General features: G+C 74.6%; 2 protein-coding genes. One reads left to right on the forward strand and one right to left on the reverse strand.

Going from position 1 to position 2,127, the window contains the following annotated elements; all coding sequences use genetic code 11:
• Positions 1-39: 39 nt before the first annotated feature.
• The gene (locus AC13HU_RS36155) at positions 40-1,224 is read right to left on the reverse strand and encodes an ATP-binding protein (protein WP_483046233.1); all 1,185 of its coding nucleotides are present in this window, start codon (positions 1,222-1,224) and stop codon (positions 40-42) included.
• A 159-nt stretch (positions 1,225-1,383) separates the two neighbouring features.
• Here AC13HU_RS36155 and AC13HU_RS36160 point away from each other — a divergent pair.
• The coding region (locus AC13HU_RS36160; protein ID WP_483046234.1) for an SWIM zinc finger family protein at positions 1,384-2,127 on the forward strand (744 nt) is incomplete at its 3' end.

Here is a 2,127-nt window from a genome sequence, read left to right on the forward strand (position 1 = left end):
CCGCGACCGGCACCGCGACCGCCTTGCCGCCGGCGGCAGTCATGCGGACACCTCGCGGCAGGCCCGGTAGAAGTCCTTCCAGCCATCGCGCCCGCGGACCACCGTTTCGAGGTATTCCTGCCAGACCAGCCGGTCCGCGGCCGGATCGCGGACGACCGCGCCGAGGATGCCGGCCGCGATGTCGCCCGCGCGCAGCACCCCGTCGCCGAAGTGCGCGGCGAGCGCGAGACCGCCGGTGACGACCGAGATCGCCTCGGCCGTGGAGAGCGTCCCGGAGGGCGACTTGACCTTGGTGCGGCCGTCCTCGGTGACGCCGCCGCGCAGTTCGCGGAAGACGGTGACCACGCGGCGGATCTCGTCGGCGCCGCGCGGGGCGGCGGGCAGGTCGAGACCGCGGCCGAGCTGGTCGACCCGGCGGGAGACGATGTCCACCTCCTCCTCCGCGGTGGCGGGCAGCGGCAGCACCACGGTGTTGAACCTGCGGCGCAGGGCACTCGACAGTTCATTGACCCCGCGGTCGCGGTCGTTGGCGGTCGCGATCATGTTGAAGCCGCGCACGGCCAGGGTCTCGGTGCCCAACTCGGGTATCGGCAGGGTCTTCTCGGAGAGGATGGTGATGAGGGTGTCCTGCACGTCGGCCGGGATACGGGTCAGCTCCTCGACCCGGGCGATCCGGCCCTCGGCCATCGCGCGCATCACCGGGCTGTGCACGAGGGCGGCAGGGGTGGGGCCGTGGGTGAGCAGCTGTGCGTAGTTCCACCCGTAGCGGATCGCCTCTTCCGGGGTGCCCGCGGTGCCCTGGACCAGGAGGGTGGAGTCGCCGCTGATCGCGGCGGCGAGGTGCTCGGAGACCCAGGTCTTGGCGGTGCCGGGCACGCCGAGCAGCAGCAGCGCGCGGTCGGTGGCGAGGGTGGTGACGGCGACCTCCACGATGCGGCGCGGGCCGACGTACTTCGGGGTGATCACGGTGCCGTCCGGGAGGGTGCCGCCGAGCAGGTAGGTGGCGACCGCCCACGGGGACAGCTTCCAGCGGGCCGGGCGGGTGCGGTCGTCGGCGGCGGCGAGCGCGGCGAGTTCGTCCGCGAAGGAGTCCTCCGCGTGCGGCCGCAGGGCCTGCTCGAAGCCGGGCACGGCGCTGCCCCCCGAGCCGGCCGGAGCGGTGGCGGAACCGCCGCCGGGCGCGGCCGGCTCGGGACCGGCGGTGGTGCTGCTGGTTTCGGACATGAGCGACACGGTTCTCCCCCACTCGCTTGCGCGGGACCCTTCGGCCCCGTGCTCGTTCGGTGTGTTCTCCACGATGCACCCGACCACTGACAATCGGTCACCCAGCGCTATTTCCGCAGGTCATGACGATTGTCAGTGCCGGGCCCTACGGTCTGTGGCATGGAGACGGAAACGCGGTGGACGGTGGATCAGGTGCTCGCGCTCGCGCCTGACGCCGCATCACGGAAGGCCGGCGCGAAGCTCGCGACGCCCGCGCCGTGGTCCGGCACGGGGGCGGCGGGCACAGCGGTGTGGGGGCTGTGCAAGGGCAGCGGCAGCAAGCCGTACCAGACGGCGGTGGACACCCGCGGGCCCGCGTACCGGTGCAGTTGCCCGAGCCGGAAGTTCCCGTGCAAGCACGCGCTGGCGCTGCTGTTGCTGTGGGCCGGCGGCGCGGACGGGCCGATAGCAGTGGCCGGCGCGGCGGGCACGGAGCCGGAGTGGGTGGAGCAGTGGGTGACCGCGCGGCGTAAGAAAGAGGAGGCCGACGCCGCCGGCGCCGGAGCGCCGCGCGCCTCCGGGCCCGCCGACCCGGAGGCGGCCAGGCGGCGCGCCGACCGGCGGGCGGTGCGGGTCGAGGGCGGCGCCGCCGAGTTGGAGCAGCGGCTCGCCGATCTGCTGCGCGGCGGGCTGGCCGGGGCGGACCGCGCCGGGCACCGCTCGTTCGACGAGACGGCGGCCCGGATGGTGGACGCCCAAGCGCCCGGACTGGCCTCGCGGGTGCGGGAGTTGGGCGCCATACCGGCCTCCGGCGGCGACTGGCCGTCCCGCATGCTGGAGGAGACCGCACTGCTGCATCTGCTCGCCAGCGGGTTCCTCGGCCGCGAGGGCCTGCCGGGTCCGCTGGTGGACACGGTGCGGGCG

It is taken from the genome of Streptomyces sp. NH27, from assembly GCF_056859195.1.

What these genes read in the sequence shown, in the direction of transcription:
- AC13HU_RS36155 (WP_483046233.1), bottom strand. Translation starts at nt 1,224, where the DNA reads ATGTCCGAAACCAGCAGCACCACCGCCGGTCCCGAGCCGGCCGCGCCC.